Origin of the sequence: Companilactobacillus paralimentarius (genome assembly GCF_963227125.1) — a bacterium.
Classification (GTDB): Bacteria; Bacillota; Bacilli; order Lactobacillales; family Lactobacillaceae; genus Companilactobacillus; species Companilactobacillus paralimentarius.
The window spans coordinates 1,463,740-1,480,506 of record NZ_OY724131.1 but is presented as its reverse complement, the minus strand read 5'-3'; the positions used below and the strand labels follow the sequence as shown (position 1 = coordinate 1,480,506).

Genomic DNA, 16,767 nt, shown 5'->3' with positions numbered 1-16,767 from the left:
ATGAATAATTTTGATGGAAAAGTAGTAATTGTAACAGGTGCTAGAACTGGTATTGGTTTGAGTGCAGCAAATTTGTTTGCTAAAGCCGGTGCGGCAGTGGTCTTAGTTGGAAGACATGAACCTAAAAAAGAAGCTAAAAATTTAGCCGAACAAGGATATGAAGCTGTTTCTTTTGAAGCTGATGTTTCAAAGGAAGCAGACACTAAAGCTATGGTTGATTTCACAGTTAAGAAGTTTGGTCATTTAGACTTTGCTTATAACAATGCCGGCATTCAAAGTCCCGTTACTAAGACAGAAGATCTATCTTTGGAAGAATATGACAATGTTTTAAACATTAACTTGAAAGGTATTTTTCTTTCGATGAAATATGAATTAAAACAAATGAGTAAACAAGATTCAAAAGGAGCTATCGTCAATTGTTCATCAATGGGTGGTCTAGTCGGAATTGCCGGACGTACTGCCTATCATGCATCTAAACATGGTGTTCTAGGTTTGACCAAGAGCAGTTCTTTGGAATATGCCAAAGATGGCATCCGCATCAACGCCGTTTGTCCTGGAATCATTGAAACGCCTATGGTTGCCAGAATGGATCAAACTGAGAAGTCTGCAATGGATGATCTTACCAAAGAAATTCCAATTGGTAGATTAGCTCGTCCTGAAGAAGTTGCTCAAGTAGTTTTGTTCTTATGTAGTGATGCCGCTAGTTACATTATTGGTCAAGGAATTCCTGTCGATGGTGGTTATACAGTTCATTAATCAGGAGAAAATATGAAAAAAATATTAATTTTAGGAGCAAATGGTAAAATTGCTCGAATTGTTGAAAAGGATTTGTTAAATAATCCGAAATATCATCTGACTTTAGTTTTAAGAAATGTTAGAAGACTATTCAAGTTCTAAAATGCTAAAAATATTACTTTAATTGACGGTGATGTTGATGATCGTAATTTGTTAAATGAAGTGATGTCAGACCAAGATATCATTTATGTTAATTTGAACGGTAACATGGAGAGACATGCAAAGAATATCGTTGAGTTAATGCAAAAAAGTAACGTTAAAGATTTAATCTGGATCACGGGATCAGGTCTCTACCATGAAACACCAGATCCATTTGGTAGCTGGGTTGAGAATTATGTTGGTCATGAATCAAAAGAAGATACTCGTTGGGCCGCTAAAATTATCGAAACTAGCGATTTAAGTTATACGATTATTCGTGCCGCATATATGACAAATGATGATGAAGTGGATTATGAATTAACTCAAAAAGGTGAAGCATTTAAAGGTACTATGATATCTCGTAAAAGTATCGCTGATTTGGTAGTCAAGATAATTAATCAACCGACCGATTATTACCGGAAGAGTCTAGGTATTAGTAAACCTGGGACTGATGACATGTTAGATGAAATTAGGAAAATTGAACATGATTTTTAACTGTTGTTTAGTTTGAAATTTATAACAAAATTCAAAAAATATGATGAAAAAGATTCTAGTGAAACTTTAGCATTAGCTCTTTGTAAAGGAGACCTTGCTATTTTAGTTTTGTGTTCTGTAAACAACAAATAATGTAAACCTATGCGTTTTATAGAGACTCTAAAAGAGAATAATCAAAAAGCTCTGTTTCCGTGGTATAGTCGATAACTATCCAGTAGAAACAGAGCTTTTATTCTTCATTTATTTATAAAATACATTGTAAAAAAAATTACAGATAACAGAGAAATATAATTAATTATTTTTCTTAGCAGGTTTCCAAATACCATAGATAACACCAGAAATTACAGCACCGATAACAACGGCTAACAAGTAAAGTAATGGTTTGTTAGCAAGTGGTGTAACGAAGATACCACCATGAGGAGCAGGAACATTAACGCCCCATAGTTGTGTCAAACCACCACCGATAGCAGAACCGATAACACTTGATACGATAACGTGTAATGGATCTCCAGCAGCGAATGGAATAGCACCTTCAGTAATGAATGATAAACCTAAGATATAGTTTGAAAGACCAGCTTGTCTTTCTTGTTCAGTAAACTTGTTCTTCCAGAATGTTGTTGCAATCGCAATAGCTAGAGGAGGAACCATACCACCAACCATGACGGCAGCCATCAAAGCGCCATCTTGAGTTGCAGTAAATGTACCAATGGCAAATGTGTAAGCAGCCTTGTTGAAAGGACCACCCATATCGATAGACATCATACCACCAAGCAATGTACCTAAGATAACAGCGTTACCAGTACCCATTGATTCTAGGAAGTGAGTAATGGCAGCATTGACAACGGCGAAGATTGGATCAACAGCGAAGTACATGATAGCTCCTGTAAAGAGCAACCCTAGTACTGGGTAAATCAAAATAGTTTTAAGACCAGCTAGTGAATGAGGTAAATTCTTGAGCCATTTCTTTAAGAAAACAACAACCCATCCAGCAATGAAACCAGCTAGAAGACCACCGATAAAGCCGGCAGGACTCTTGGAACTAACTACAGAAGCTGTAGCTTGTGATGCCATATAACCACCAACAAAACCAGGTAACAAGGCAGGACGATCACCGATTGAAACGGCAATATAAGCAGCTAAAACAGGGATCAAGAAACTAAAGGCGTAGTTACCAACGTTATTAAAGAAGAGGAACCATTGTGAGTGAGCACCAACGGAGTTTTCTAATAAGAAGGAAATAGCCATCAGAATACCACCACCAACAACGAATGGAAGCATATTAGAAATACCATTCATTAGATCAGCATAGATTCTTGACCAAAGTGACTTCTTTTCTTCACTATCTTCCTTTTCTTCGGTAGCACCACCTTCGGCATGGAAGACAGGAGCTTTTTGTTCAACAGCTAAGTTAATCAATTCTTCAGCTTTATTGATACCATCACTAACAGGACGGTTAACTAGGTGTTTGCCATCGAAACGAGGCATATCAACTTTTTTGTCGGCAGCGATGATAACACCATCAGCACGGTTGATTTCGTCGGCAGTTAACTTGTGCTTAACACCTTCGGAACCATTAGTTTCGACTTTAATGTCGATACCCATTTTTTCAGCTTGTTCTTTTAGAGCAGCTTCAGCCATGTATGTATGAGCAATACCAGTAGGGCAAGCTGTAACAGCGACAACATAAGGTTTCTTTTCGTCGGAATCACTAGCTTGAGCAGCAGCTGCTGCTTTAGCTTTTTCTTTCTCTTCGTCAGCCTTATCCTTAGCCTCTTTTTCCTTCATGGCCTTATCAAATAATTCTTGAACTTCGTCAGCTGTTTTGGCAGCTTTTAAGTTCTTAACCAATTCAGGATTAATTAGAAGTGAGGATAGTGCAGCAAGAGCCTGCAAGTGAAGATTATCAGCACCATCTGGGGCAGCAATCATAAAGAATAGGTAAGCTGGTTGGCCATCTAGTGATTTATAATCGATACCTTTAGCACTTTTAGCAAATAAAACTGTAGCACGTTTAACGGCTTTATCACGAGCATGTGGCATGGCAATTCCTTCACCAATACCAGTACTTGTTTGAGCTTCACGCTTTAAAATATCTGCTTTATATAATTCTTTGTCATCAATAACGCCGACTTGATAGTACTTATCAACCATTTCTTCAATGGCTTCCTCTTTAGTAGTAGCTTTCAAGTCCATAATCATGGCGTCTTTTAACAATAGTTGCTTTAAGTCCATTATTAAGAGTCCCCCTCAATTAGATTTCTATAATAGAAATTTCCTTATAAACTTCGTCGATCTTTTCTTTAATAGCTATGTCTTGACTGAAGGCAGTAGCTGATCCGCAAGCAGCACCCATATGGAAGCTCTCGATAGGATCGTTTGTTTCCATGAATGTACCAGCAAATCCGGCAATCATAGAGTCACCAGCACCAACTGAATTGATGACAGTGCCTTTAGGAGCATTTGCCTTGTAGGCTTTATCCTTAGTAACTAGCAGGGCACCATCTCCGGCCATAGAAACCAAGACGTGCTTAGCACCCTTGTCCAAAAGCTTTCTAGCGTAAGTAATGATTTCTTGCTCATCTTTGAAAGTAACCTTGAACAGATCAGCTAGTTCATGATGATTTGGTTTTACGACTAATGGATGTAGTGGTAAAGTATCCAACAATGCTTGACCAGTAGTGTCAATGATGAATTCAGCACCTTGTTTTTGAATCTTTTCAGCAATATCTAAATAAAAATTAGTATTAAGATTTCTGCAAAGGCTTCCAGCCATAACAACGATATCGCCTTTACCAATTTCATTTAAATTATTCATGAAGTTTTCTTGCTCATCATCGCTGATGACAGGACCAGCACCATTAATTTCAGTTTCTTCATTTTGTTCAGTAGCGTTAATTTTGACGTTAATACGAGTGTCTTCTTTAACTCTAGTGAATGAAGTCTTGAGATTATGTTGAGAAAGTAATTCTTCAAACATTGAGCCTGTGGCTCCACCAATAAATCCTAATGCTGTGGAATCTATATTAAGTTCCTTCATAATTCTAGAAACATTGATTCCTTTTCCCCCAGGAAGTTTAACATCGTTTTGAGTACGATTAACTTCGCCAGTATTTAAATTCTTCAATTGTAGAACGTAATCAATTGAAGGATTAACTGTAATTGTATAGATCAACTAGATTGCCTCCGTTATCTTAGTAAATTTTTTCAAAGCATTCGCTTCTTTTTCTGATAGCCTACTTGTTATTAATGGAACTTCATCTAAAGTTGCAAAACGACTAAAACTAACTTGCGAAAACTTGGAACTATCGGATAGTATATAGGATTGATTCGATTGCGTGATTGCCAAACTTTTAATGGCTGCCTCTTCAGGATCTGGTGTCGTATAACCAGCATCAATAGAAAAACCATTAGCGCCGAGAAAAGCACGATCAAAATGATACCTTTCAAGTGTTTGAATAATGTTTGCACCAATCAATGCTTTTGTAGATGATTTTAACTTTCCCCCAGGAAGAAATGTGTTCACGTTGTAATCGGCCAACATCGAAGCGTTATCGACACTATTGGTAATGACTAACAAGTCGTTATGTTCTATTAAGTAGGGAATCATGAATTGAATGGTAGTTCCGGAATCTAAAAAAATTACTTCATGATTTCTAACTAAACTTGCGGCTGTTTGACCGATCAGTTTCTTTTCATTGATATGTACAGCTGCTTTTTGAGAAAGCGCTGGTTCCTCGTGTAATGAAATGACGTTTTGAGCACCGCCGTGGATTCGTAATAACTTGTGACAATTCTCAAGATCTTGCAAATCACGACGCAAGGTAGATTCGGAAGCACCCGTTAATGGAATTAAATCGTGGAGTTTGACAATATTATGTATTTTTAATTGTTCTAAAATAATTTGTTGTCTTTCTTCAGTAAGCACTTTCATCACCTCGCAAAAAATATAATACCTCCATATTCATTCAAAATCAATCATAAAAACTCAAAATCTTTCAAAAACTTCCAAAAGATATTAACCAATTAATAAATTTCTGGACAATCAATTATACTTCAAAGTATTATGAAGTATGTTTTTGTGCTAAAATTTAGAAATGATAATTAAGTTTAGAAAGGGGGATTTTAATGTTTGTAGATAACGTTAAAATCACCGTAAAATCTGGTAAGGGTGGAGACGGCGCTGTTGCCTTCCGCCACGAAAAGTATGTACCACTTGGTGGACCTTCAGGTGGAGACGGTGGTCGCGGAGGCGACATAATTTTAAAGGCTAATGAAGGTATGAATACCTTAATGGACTTTAGATACAAGAGAATTTTTAAAGCTCAACCTGGTCAAAATGGCCAAATCAAGGGAATGTATGGTCATAAGGCTGATCCAGTTTACATTGTCGTTCCTACAGGAACATCAGTTTACGATGAAGATAGTGGTAGATTAGTTGGAGATTTGACTGAGAATAACCAAGAATTAATTGTTGCCAAAGGTGGCGATGGTGGTCGTGGTAATATTCACTTTGCTACCTCTAAGAACCAAGCACCAGAAGTAGCCGAAAACGGTGAACCTGGTCAAGAAAAACATTTGAAGCTTGAATTGAAATTGATTGCTGATGTTGGTTTGGTCGGATTCCCATCAGTTGGGAAGTCTACCTTATTATCTGTAGCAACTTCAGCTAAACCTAAGATTGCGGCATATCACTTTACTACCTTGTCTCCTAATTTAGGGATGGTTAAGTTGGAAAATGGACAAGATTTTGTTATTGCCGATTTACCAGGATTGATTGAAGGAGCTTCTAATGGCGTTGGTTTGGGAATTCAATTCTTACGTCACGTTGAAAGAACTAGAGTCATCTTACATTTAGTTGATATGGATCCTAACAATGGCCGTGAACCTTATGAAGATTATTTAGCTATTCGTAAAGAATTAGGTAACTATGATGCAAATGTTTTAAAACGTCCAGAAATTATTGTGCCAACTAAGTTAGATATTCCCGGTTCTGAAGAACGTCTGGCAGAATTTAAAAAGAAATTAGATACTGATGTTGATATTTTTCCTATTTCAAGTATTCAACATACTGGTGTTAAAGATCTGATGAATCATACTAGTGAAGTATTGTCCAAAGCAGAACCAATTCACTTTGATGTACAAACTGATGATTCGAAAGAATATAACTTTGAACCAGAGAAGAAACAGTTCACCATTGAGAAAGATGCTGAACATAGCTTTGTGGTTAAAGGTGATCGAGTTGAATTACTTCTTCAAAGAACTAATTTGGATCATCAAGACGGAATTATGCGTTTCGCTAGACAATTGAAGTCAATGGGTATTGAAGATGCTTTGATTGAGGCAGGGGCCGAATCAGGTGATTCAGTTACAATTCTTGACTTTACTTTTGAATTTATTTAGGGGTTAGAAATAATGAATAAATCACCGAAAAGAAGATTTATTACTGGATTTGATGGACTACGTACTTTAGGGGTTATAGGTGTTATTATGTATCACTTAAATCCTAATGTTTTTTCCGGTGGATATTTGGGAGTTCCAATTTTTTTCCTGATATCTGGATACTTAATCACGGATCATTTTTTTAATACTGTTGATTATGGTGGTTCATTTTCATTAAGTAATTTTTATCTAAGAAGAGTAAAAAGATTGTACCCAGGAATGCTATTCGTACTGTTGGCATCGGGTGCGTACATTGTTTTGTTTTTAAAGAACCTGCTATACCATTTCGATCAGATTTTCGTGACAAATGTTTTGAATGTTTACAATTGGTGGCAAATTTTTAATGGTCAATCATATTTTGAACGATTTGCTAACAATGAGTCACCGTTTACACATTTATGGACATTGTCTATTGAAGGTCAATTTTATATTATTTGGCCAATTCTGTTGATTTTGTTTAGTAAATTCCATGTTAAAAAGGGTCGCATTTTTGGGTTTTCTATGATTGTTTCCATTGCATCAGCAATTTGGATGGCAATTTTATTTAAGCCGGGCGTTGACCCAAGTAGAATTTACTATGGTACTGATACTAGATTATTCTCAATCCTTTTGGGATGTGGTTTGGCATTAGTTTGGCCTGCCGAAAAATTAAAAGAGGGTCTTAAAAAGTCCGATAAATGGAAATTGAACATTGTTGGTTTATTGTCATTAGCCTTAATGCTGTTGATGATTTTTACAATTAAAGATTCTGATCCATTCCTTTATCGTGGTGGTATGTTTATCTTCTCTGTTACAACATGTATCTTTATTGCGGTTGTGGCCCATCCAGATTCTATATGGAATGGCTTGTTATCGAACAAGGTTTTCCATTATGTGGGTTCAAGAAGTTATGGATTATACCTATACCAATTTCCTGTTATGATCTTTTTTGAATCTAAATTCAAAAATGTTGCAGATCATCCGATTTTATATCCGGTGATTGAAGTTATTTTAATTATCTTAGTAACTGAATTTTCATTCAGGTTTGTCGAACAACCTTTGGCACATGCTAAGTGGAGTGATGTTAAGAACTTCTTTAAATCTTCAACAGGGATTCAACGTGTATTGGCTTTAGTAATTGCTTTGATCAGTATTACAGGTTGTTACAGTGTGGTTAAGGCCGTTAGTGCACCAAATCCTAACGTTAACCACAGCCAATTGGCTAATAAGATTAATAAGAATGAAAAAGCTAATAAGAAAAAGAAACAACAAGCTATTGAGAATTTGAAAAAAGCTAAAAAGAAACAAAATGCAACAGGTAAGATGTCGGCGGCTGATTATGCTAGATATAAAAAGGCTGCTAAAGATCATCCAATTAATACTGAATTCGAAAAGTATGGTTTAACACAGATCGACTTGCAGAGATTAAAAGATGTACCATTAACAGCTGTCGGTGATTCAGTTATGGCTGATGGATCAGATAATTTCTTGAAATTGTTTGATGATAAGAAAGTCGTTGTTGATGCAGCAGTTAGTCGTCAATTAACTGCTAGTCTAGATATCTTACAAAAGTACAAAGATCAGGGTGTCTTAGCACCTAATGTTTTGATTGGTTTAGGAACTAATGGACCATTCAATATGCAACAACTTGGACAAATCATGTCGTTAGTTGGTCCACAACGCCATGTTTACTGGATCAATGTCCATGTTCCAACTAGACCATGGGAAAAGACAGTTAATGGCGTTTTAAGCCAAGCTCAAAGTAAGTATAAGAATTTAACCGTGATTGATTGGAATGGATATTCTAATGGACATACTGATTGGTTCTATGATGATAATGTTCATCCAAATCCGGACGGTTCAATGTATTACACATCCTTCGTGGCTAAGGAAATTTTGAAGTCATTGGATAAAAAGTAGAAGTAGAATAGGAATTTTTTATGGAATTAGAATTTTTAGGAACAGGCGCTGGCGTTCCATCAAAGGGTCGTAACGTTTCAAGTACAGCTCTAAAAATGCTGGATGAAAGAAACGAAGTCTGGCTGTTTGATGTCGGCGAAGCTACACAGCATCAAATTTTAAAAACGGCGATTAAGCCAAGAAAGATCACAAAGATATTTATCACTCATTTACATGGGGATCACATTTTTGGTTTACCTGGTTTATTATCTAGTCGTTCTAATCAAGGTGGAAATTCACCTTTAGAAATATATGGACCAGTTGGAATCAAGTTGTTTGTTGAGACCTCCTTGAAGGTAACCGGTAGTAGATTAAGTTATCCAATCAAATACATTGAGATGAAAAATGGCGGAGAAATCTTTAACGACAAAACTTTCACTGTATATGCAGGCGAATTGAAACATCGGGTGACTTGTTTTGGCTATCGTGTAGTTGAGAAACCAAGAACTGGTGAGTTATTAGTGGATGATTTACAAAAGTACAATATTCCCAATGGTCCGCTTTTCGGTCAATTGAAGGCAGGTAAGACGGTTACTTTAGATGATGGTACGGTTCTAAACGGTAATGACTTTATTGGTCCTGATAAGCCAAGTAAAGTTGTTACGATCATTTCTGATACCCGCTATACTCCGGAAATTGATAAATTGTCGCAAAATGCAGACGTAATCGTTCACGAATCAACTTTTTCTAACGATGAAAAGAAACTAGCTTATAATTATTTCCATTCGACTGCTACACAGGCGGCAGAAGTAGCCAAAAGATGTCATGCAAAAGGATTGATTTTGACACATATTTCTGCTAGATATACTGGTAGAGGTGCTTTAGTTTTGCAAAGAGAGGCACAAAGAATCTTTAAGAATACTAAAGTAGCTAGTGATTTTGATTTGTTTGAAGTTCCATTCAAATAGAAAAGAGGATGACTATGGTTAATTTATTGAATCAGACAGTTTTGGTCACAGGAGCATCTTCCGGAATTGGTAAAGATGTAGCTATTAATGCTGCCAAGTCTGGTGCTAATTTGATATTAGTAGCTCGTAATGAGGATAAATTGTTGCAGGTAAAGAACGAATGTATCCGTGTAGGCGCAGAGGGTGCTCATCATGAGTATTTGAGTGTTGATATGAGTGACCCACAACAAATTACTGAAGGCGTAACAAAGGCTTTTGAAATCACTGATGATATTGATGTCTTAGTTAACGCTGCAGGTTTTGGTGACTTTTCTCATTATTTAGAGACAGACTTTGATAAGATTGAAAAGATGTTTCGCGTGAACGTTTTAGGTTTAATGTTAATGACAAGATTAGTTGCTAGCAAAATGATTGATAATGGTCGCGGACATATTTTTAATGTTGGATCAATGGCTGGTAAGATCACGACTCCTAAGTCGGCAGCTTATGCAGCTACTAAAGCAGCTGTAATCGCGTTTTCAGACGGTTTAAGGCTTGAATTGAAACCACTAGGTGTATTTGTAACAACTATCAATCCAGGCCCTGTAGCAACCAATTTCTTCTCTGTAGCTGATCATAACGGAAATTATCTTGATTCGGTGAAGAATTTTGTGCTTGATCCGAATAAGTTAGCCTGGGAAATAGTTAATACGTTTAATAAAAATAAACGTGAAATTAATCGTCCTCGTTATATGGAATTAGCAGCAGTACTTTATAAATTAGCACCAAGTTTAGGGGATTATTTTGCTTCAACGCTTGGAAATCGCAAATAGAGGGTTAAAAAATGAGTAACAATGGTAAACAATCAAGATTCGTCATTGGATTAGTTATAGCTTTGATTGTGGTAATCTTTGCTGTGTTGAATGTAGATCCAGTTACAGTCAGTTTTGGTTTTACAAGAGTGAAGTTACCATTAATTATTTTGATTATTGTCTCATTACTTTTGGGAGCAGTGATCACATTGCTTTTAGCTAATACAGGAAATAAGAAAGAAAATAAACTTAATCGTCATGCACAAAAACAAATTTCCAACGTAAAAGTGTCACATGATAACCAAATTGCGGACGCTTTAAAGGAAAATAATGCAAAAAAGCAAACAAAATAGGATTTTTGCTTGCTCTAATGTTTTTATGATAGTATTATATTAAACGTTAGATTTGATTAAGTAATATAAATAAAGGAGTTTTTAAATATGGCAGTTCCAAAGAGAAAATCATCAAAACAAAGAAAACGTCAAAGACGTGCACATATTAAATTGAACACACCAAACATGCAATTCGACGTTGCTACTGGTGAATATCGTTTAAGTCATCACGTTTCACCATCAGGTATGTATAAAGGTGAAAAAGTTATCAGTGATAACAAAGAAGCTTAATTAAAAGTCAAGTCAATTGGTCTTGGCTTTTTTTTAATATTTTTAATTAGATGGGGAAACAACTATGAGAAGATTAAAGTATTTATTGTTGTTGGTTATTCCGCTATTCTTTTTAATGCTCTCAGGGTGTTCAAAATTAAGTTTATCAACGACTAAGAAGTCATATAGTGCAGATGGTTTAGTTGCTGTGGTTAAGGGTCAGGCTAATAATTATAAGAAGCTGACTTATACAATTAATGGCGAAACTAAGAAAGTAGCTGTAGACGGTGGACATTTTGCTATCTCTGTACCTGTTTCAGCAAGTGATCAGAATGTAAGAATCAAAGCTGTTAATGGTAATAATGGTAATAAGACAGAGACTAAGTTAGTTAAAGTGAAAAAAGCTAAGGCACTTGAAGATTACTTGACTTTTGCGCAGTCGTATAATTATACATTGCTATCATTAGGACAACAAAATGATCAATTGCAATTAATTTCTAAAAATGGAATTATTACGCATAAGAAGAATGATGGAACGAAGTGGTATTACAACGTTCAAAATAACCAATTAATGGGAATTGCAACAAAGTTCTCTTATAAAGATCTCAAATCTAAGACTGGCCAAAAGAACTTCGCTACAGATTTGATGATTGTTTCCAAGTTATTGGGAGCTGATGGTAAAAAAGTTTTAAAGGATTTTGCTAAGCAAACTAAAAATGCTGATAAGAATTCTACTAAAACTTCAATGAATCCAATCACTTCTAAGGGAATTAATTATAATATTAATTTGACGACTAAAGATTTCTATATGTACATTACTAAGTATTAATTTACTTATAAAATAAAAACTTCAACTCTGAAAATTGAGTTGAAGTTTTTTAGTTACATTTTAGAAGTTTTAAAAGCACAAAAAAACGCTTAAACTGAATTAAGCGTTTTTTTCGGTCTTTGTTTCCTTAACAGAACTGTCGAGCATCAATGGAATTACACTGAAGATGACAGCGAATACTATACTAACAATGATAGAATAATTTGTATTGTAAGTTTGTTGGTTTAGGGCACCACCTATAAAACCGGCAACTTGTCCCAACATGATTGACCAGAAAATTACAGCAATATATCTCATTTCTTCCATCTCACTTTCTCAAGTAGTTTAGCACAAAATGGATTTTTACCCAATAAACTTCTGCTTGATTTTGATATAATTTTAAACAAAGGGGGCGGTAAATTGCAAGCCCAATTACAAGTCATTAGTAGTTATAGTTTATTACATAGTCCGGCCAAATTGACCGAAATAGTCGATCAAGCTAAGAAACTAGGTTATAAAGCTATTGCTTTAACAGATATTAATAATTTATATGGTTCGATAGATTTTTATAAATATGCTCGTAAAGCCGGTATCAAACCTATTATTGGCTTAACAGTTGAAACGCAGGGGTTGATTGATAACCAAAATAGTTATCCTCTGATTCTGTTGGCAAGAAATAATAGTGGCTATCAAAATCTTATTAAAATCTCTTCAATGGTCATGTCGGCTAAAGAGTCATTGGATTTAACAACTTTAGAGTTATACCTGAAGGACGTTTTTGTGATTACTCCGGCAAGTGGTGCAGAAATTATTGCAATCGACGATAAAAGAGATTATATCCAAAAGTTATTGGAATTAATTGATAAAGAAGCACTTTATTTGGGAGTAGGAATTTATTCTGAGCAGCTTGATAATGTCCGAGTTATTAAAGATGTATCTAAATTGAATGGCCTTAAAATGGCAGCCTTAGGCGATGTACGCTATATTAAAGCTGACGACCATCTAGCTTACCAGGTAGTCAATTATTTGCGTACAGGGCAGCATTTCGACAATTTGGAGCAAGTTGTGGAAACTGGAGATCATTATTTACGTCCAGCAACTGATTTTATGTCTGATTTTTCGGAAGTTGATATGACAGATGCGGTAGAAAATACCGGTTATATTGCTGATCAGTGTAATGTTGAGATTGAATTTAAAGAGACAGAATTACCTGAATTTGAAACGCCTGATGGAAAGTCTTCAATACAATTCCTAACGGAATTGACACAAAGAGGTTTGAATAAACGTCTAGTAGGCCAGATTCCTAAAGAATATGTTCAAAGATTAGATTATGAACTTGGTGTCATTGATAAAATGGGCTTTTCCGATTACTTCTTGATTGTTTGGGATGTTATTAAACATGCCCATGAAGTTGGAATTAAAACAGGACCTGGACGTGGTTCGGCAGCAGGTTCGTTAGTCTCGTATTGTTTGGGAATTACTCAAGTTGATCCAATTAAGTATGATTTGCTTTTTGAACGATTTTTGAATCCTCAACGAGTGAATATGCCGGATATCGATTTGGATTTACCAGATAATCGACGTGATGAGATGGTTATGTATATGCATGACAAGTATGGTTCCGACCATATGGCACAGATCATCACATTTGGAACTTTGGCTGCTAAGATGGCGTTACGTGATATTGCTAGGACTTTTAGTCAAACACAATTTCAAATGTCACAGTGGTCGAATGCCATTCCTAAAAAATTAAATATAACTTTGCAAGAATCTTTTGATGAATCCAGTGCTTTGAGAAACTTGGTCAATAATTCACGTGAAAATGAGTTGATCTATCAAGTGGCTAAACGAATCGAAGGTATTCCACGTCATTATTCCAAGCATGCTGCAGGAATCGTTTTAAGTAAGAAAAAGATGACCGATATTGTGGCCGTTCAACTAGAAGACGATGGTATCAATTTAACCCAGCAGACTAAGAATAACGTTGAAAGTGTTGGATTGTTGAAGATGGATTTCTTAGGCTTAAAGAATTTGACCATTCTAGATAAAGCCATTCAAATAATTTCACGCGATTATGGTCGAGAATTTATTCCAGAGAAGATACCGTTAAATGATCCTAAAACATTAAAATTATTCCAAAGAGGCGCTACTGACGGAGTTTTCCAGTTTGAATCAGATGGTATTAGAAGTGTCTTAAGAAGGCTTGTACCGACTAGTTTTGATGATATTGTGGCAACTAATGCACTGTATCGTCCAGGTCCGATGCAAAACATTGCTACATTCATTGCAAGAAAGCATGGTCAAGAACCAGTAACTTATCCAGATAAATCTTTGGAAGATTTATTGCGACCAACTTATGGTATTTTGGTGTATCAAGAGCAAGTTATGCAAGCATCGTCACAAATGGCTAATTTCTCGCTGGCAGATGCGGATATCTTGCGTCGAGCTATTAGTAAAAAGAATGAGAAGTTAATTGAAGAGAACCGACAAAAATTTATTAACGGTGCTATTGGTCAAGGGCACAGCAAAGAGTCAGCTGAAAAGGTTTATCAATATATTGAGAAGTTTGGTAACTACGGTTTTAATAAATCACATGCGGTTGCTTATTCAATGATTGCTTTTTGGTTAGCCTATATCAAGGTTCACTTTGCAGATGCTTTTTTTGCTTGTTTGCTGAATTCTAATTTAAATAATGAGAATAAAGTTTCGACCTATGTGCAGGATGCCAAAGATCAACAAATTAAAATTTTAAATGTTGACATCAATCAGAGCTCCTATGAGTTTAGTTCGACTAATAAAGCGATTCGGTTCGGTCTATTAAGCGTCAAAGGAATGCGTCGTGATTTGGCTCAGTCAATTGTTGAACAAAGAGAAAAGAATGGGCCGTTTACGAGCGCTTTAAATTTTTTACAACGAATAGATCCGAGATTCGTCAAGAATGATTATTTGGAACCTTTGATCTTAGCAGGGGCTTTTGATTCATTCAATAAGAATCGCAAGGAATTACTATATGATTTTCGAGATTTAATTGAAAGCATTCAATTGGCAGGTAGTAATCTGTCATTGTTCGATGTCTTGGATCCCAAAAAACATGAAGTCGATGATTTTACCTTGACGGAAAGATTGAACCAGGAAAAAGAATATTTGGGTGTTTATGTTTCAGGACATCCAGTTGAGCGATACCGTAGTAAGTTATTAAATATTTCCACAAAAAAAATATCTGAACTGAAAATGATTCAAAATATTTCTGTAAAAATTTTGGGATTAATTAAAAATTTACGAGTTATTCGAACTAAAAAAGGTCAAAGAATGTGCTTTATGACAATTGAGGACGAGTCCGGTAGCATCTCAGTAACAATTTTTCCTAAAGTTTTTCAAAGGATTGAAAATATGGAATTAGATGGTAAAATTTTCTTGTTCGATGGTCACAGTAATGTAGGTCAACGAGGTGACTTAGAGTTTATCGCTGATCGACTAAGTGATCCTAAACAATATACGGTTCAATTACCAAGTGAAAAACTTTATCTTCGGGTTACAAAAAGCCTTGATACACCTGATAATTTGGAGAAATTATATCGTTTGATCGAACATTATCCTGGAAAAATGCCAGTCATTATTTATCGGGAAAAGAAGAAGCAAGCATTACTATTGAAATCTAATCGTTGGATAAGCTTTAATAATAATGTGCAGAGTCAATTGAAAGATTTCTTAGGCGAAAAGAGTGTTTTCTTAAAAAAAGACTAACAAATTTGCTTAAAAAACGTTTTCAGCTCTACAAAGTAACCTATAAAAATGTTATATTTGATTAGGTTTTGTTTTAGAAACAAATAATTTTGGAGTGTGAACAAATGAAGCGTATTGGTATTTTAACCAGTGGTGGAGATGCCCCTGGTATGAACGCTGCTATTAGAGCAGTCACACGTAGAGCCATTGATAAAGGGCTTGAAGTGTTTGGTATCAATTATGGATATGCTGGTTTGGTTGCTGGTGATATTTTCCCACTAACAAGCGAAGACGTATCTGACCGTATTCAACGTGGTGGTACATTCTTGTATTCTGCAAGATATCCTGAATTTGCTAACGTAGAAGGTCAACTCAAGGGTATTGAGCAATTAAAGAAATTTGGAATTGATGCATTAGTTGTTATTGGTGGAGATGGTTCTTACCATGGTGCATTGCGTTTAACAGAGCATGGTTACAACGCAATTGGTCTACCAGGAACAATTGATAATGATATTCCATTTACTGACTTTACAATTGGTTTTGATACAGCTGTATCTACTGCTGTTGATGCCATTGATAAGTTGCATGATACTGCTAGCTCCCATGAAAGAACATTTATTGTTGAAGTAATGGGTAGAGGTGCTGGTGACGTGGCTCTTTGGGCTGGTGTTGCCGGTGGTGCTCAAAAGATTATCGTTCCAGAACGTGATTTTGACATCAAGGAAATTGCTGAAGAAGTTAAAGAAGGCCGTCAAAACGGTAACAAGAACATGATTATTGTTTTGGCCGAAGGTGTTATGCATGCTGATGACTTCAAGAAGGAATTAGATAAATATGGTGATTTTGATTCACGTGCTACTGTTTTAGGACATGTACAACGTGGTGGTTCACCAACAGTTAAGGATCGTGTCTTAGCAAGTAAGATGGGTGCTTATGCTGTTGATTTGCTTCTTGACGGCAAGGGTGGTCTTGCTGTTGGTATCGAAAACAACAAGATTACTTCTCATGACATTCTTGATTTGTTCGATAGCAAGCACAAACCTGATTTATCACTATATGACTTAAATGAATCTTTAAGCAGATAATTTAAGCATATAACGTTTTAATTTGTTACAATAAACGATGAAAAC

The 16,767-nt window shown here is 35.7% G+C and carries 16 protein-coding genes; 12 read left to right on the top strand and 4 right to left on the bottom strand.

Annotated features, from left to right (window positions below):
* From ACI6PB_RS07120 to ACI6PB_RS07110, 3 genes are read left to right on the top strand one after another with little or no spacing between them, the layout of a single operon-like run.
* On the top strand, positions 1-756 hold the full coding sequence (locus ACI6PB_RS07120; protein ID WP_025085305.1) for an SDR family NAD(P)-dependent oxidoreductase: 756 nt from the start codon (positions 1-3) through the stop codon (positions 754-756).
* A 12-nt stretch (positions 757-768) separates the two neighbouring features.
* Complete coding sequence (locus tag ACI6PB_RS07115; RefSeq protein ID WP_264372390.1) at positions 769-897, top strand: hypothetical protein; 129 nt, start codon at positions 769-771, stop codon at positions 895-897.
* A gap of 12 nt (positions 898-909) precedes the next feature.
* Positions 910-1,428: an NAD(P)H-binding protein gene (locus ACI6PB_RS07110; RefSeq protein ID WP_264372455.1), complete on the top strand. Its 519-nt coding sequence runs from the start codon at positions 910-912 to the stop codon at positions 1,426-1,428.
* 291 nt (positions 1,429-1,719) lie between these two features.
* On the opposite strand, the gene ACI6PB_RS07105 is transcribed toward ACI6PB_RS07110, so the two are convergent.
* From ACI6PB_RS07105 to ACI6PB_RS07095, 3 genes are read right to left on the bottom strand one after another with little or no spacing between them, the layout of a single operon-like run.
* The gene (locus ACI6PB_RS07105) at positions 1,720-3,660 is read right to left on the bottom strand and encodes a fructose-specific PTS transporter subunit EIIC (RefSeq protein WP_025085306.1); all 1,941 of its coding nucleotides are present in this window, start codon (positions 3,658-3,660) and stop codon (positions 1,720-1,722) included.
* Positions 3,661-3,679: 19 nt separating this feature from the next.
* Positions 3,680-4,600, bottom strand: coding sequence for a 1-phosphofructokinase (pfkB, locus tag ACI6PB_RS07100; RefSeq protein WP_025085307.1), 921 nt, complete (start codon positions 4,598-4,600; stop codon positions 3,680-3,682).
* Complete coding sequence (locus tag ACI6PB_RS07095) at positions 4,601-5,353, bottom strand: DeoR/GlpR family DNA-binding transcription regulator (RefSeq protein ID WP_025085308.1); 753 nt, start codon at positions 5,351-5,353, stop codon at positions 4,601-4,603.
* Between the two features lie 194 nt (positions 5,354-5,547).
* On the opposite strand from ACI6PB_RS07095, the gene obgE reads away from it, so the two are divergent.
* From obgE to ACI6PB_RS07060, 7 genes are all read left to right on the top strand, one after another.
* Positions 5,548-6,828 (top strand): GTPase ObgE, encoded by a 1,281-nt coding sequence (obgE, locus tag ACI6PB_RS07090; RefSeq protein ID WP_193322537.1) that lies wholly within the window; start codon positions 5,548-5,550, stop codon positions 6,826-6,828.
* Between the two features lie 12 nt (positions 6,829-6,840).
* On the top strand, positions 6,841-8,766 hold the full coding sequence (locus ACI6PB_RS07085) for an acyltransferase family protein (protein ID WP_025085310.1): 1,926 nt from the start codon (positions 6,841-6,843) through the stop codon (positions 8,764-8,766).
* A 20-nt stretch (positions 8,767-8,786) separates the two neighbouring features.
* Entirely contained in the window at positions 8,787-9,713 is a 927-nt protein-coding gene (gene rnz / locus ACI6PB_RS07080; RefSeq protein WP_025085311.1) for a ribonuclease Z, read from the top strand.
* Between the two features lie 14 nt (positions 9,714-9,727).
* Positions 9,728-10,525: an SDR family NAD(P)-dependent oxidoreductase gene (locus ACI6PB_RS07075; RefSeq protein ID WP_404327217.1), complete on the top strand. Its 798-nt coding sequence runs from the start codon at positions 9,728-9,730 to the stop codon at positions 10,523-10,525.
* Between the two features lie 11 nt (positions 10,526-10,536).
* On the top strand, positions 10,537-10,857 hold the full coding sequence (locus tag ACI6PB_RS07070) for a lipopolysaccharide assembly protein LapA domain-containing protein (RefSeq protein ID WP_025085313.1): 321 nt from the start codon (positions 10,537-10,539) through the stop codon (positions 10,855-10,857).
* Positions 10,858-10,944: 87 nt separating this feature from the next.
* Positions 10,945-11,127, top strand: a complete 183-nt coding sequence (gene rpmF, locus ACI6PB_RS07065; RefSeq protein ID WP_025085314.1) for a 50S ribosomal protein L32 — start codon at positions 10,945-10,947, stop codon at positions 11,125-11,127.
* Positions 11,128-11,191: 64 nt separating this feature from the next.
* Complete coding sequence (locus ACI6PB_RS07060; protein ID WP_056955710.1) at positions 11,192-11,935, top strand: hypothetical protein; 744 nt, start codon at positions 11,192-11,194, stop codon at positions 11,933-11,935.
* Between the two features lie 99 nt (positions 11,936-12,034).
* On the opposite strand, the gene ACI6PB_RS07055 is transcribed toward ACI6PB_RS07060, so the two are convergent.
* Complete coding sequence (locus ACI6PB_RS07055; protein ID WP_082397480.1) at positions 12,035-12,241, bottom strand: YjzD family protein; 207 nt, start codon at positions 12,239-12,241, stop codon at positions 12,035-12,037.
* A 93-nt stretch (positions 12,242-12,334) separates the two neighbouring features.
* Between ACI6PB_RS07055 and dnaE the strand changes: the two genes are divergently transcribed.
* Positions 12,335-15,658 (top strand): DNA polymerase III subunit alpha, encoded by a 3,324-nt coding sequence (dnaE, locus tag ACI6PB_RS07050; RefSeq protein ID WP_309510902.1) that lies wholly within the window; start codon positions 12,335-12,337, stop codon positions 15,656-15,658.
* Between the two features lie 104 nt (positions 15,659-15,762).
* Positions 15,763-16,722 carry a 6-phosphofructokinase gene (pfkA, locus tag ACI6PB_RS07045; protein ID WP_054642294.1) on the top strand — a complete coding sequence of 320 codons (960 nt, stop codon included), beginning with the start codon at positions 15,763-15,765 and terminating at the stop codon, positions 16,720-16,722.
* Positions 16,723-16,767 lie beyond the last annotated feature (45 nt).